Below are 244 nucleotides of genomic sequence, written 5' to 3' on the forward strand. Positions count from 1 at the left end.
GTACGCGGCGGCGGGTTCGTACGAGGTGGGTCTGGTCGTGACCGACGACCGCGGGGCGACGGCGCGCTCGACGCGCGTCGTGACCGTGAAGGCTCCGGTGGTGAACGCGGCGCCGGTGGCGTCGTTCGCGTCCTCGGTGGAGGGCCTGGCGGTGTCGGTGGACGGGTCGGGGAGCTCGGACGCGGACGGCTCGGTGGTCTCCTACGCGTGGGCGTTCGGCGACGGGGCGACGGCGACGGGCGTC

General features: G+C 75.4%; 1 protein-coding gene. It reads left to right on the top strand.

All coding sequences use genetic code 11. The features are described 5' to 3' along the window. Positions 1-37: 37 nt before the first annotated feature. On the top strand, positions 38-244 hold a 207-nt coding region (locus Q0848_RS18930; RefSeq protein ID WP_299040389.1), incomplete at its 3' end, for a PKD domain-containing protein.

The sequence above is a fragment of the uncultured Pseudokineococcus sp. genome (genome assembly GCF_947495735.1).
GTDB lineage: Bacteria > Actinomycetota > Actinomycetes > Actinomycetales > Quadrisphaeraceae > Pseudokineococcus.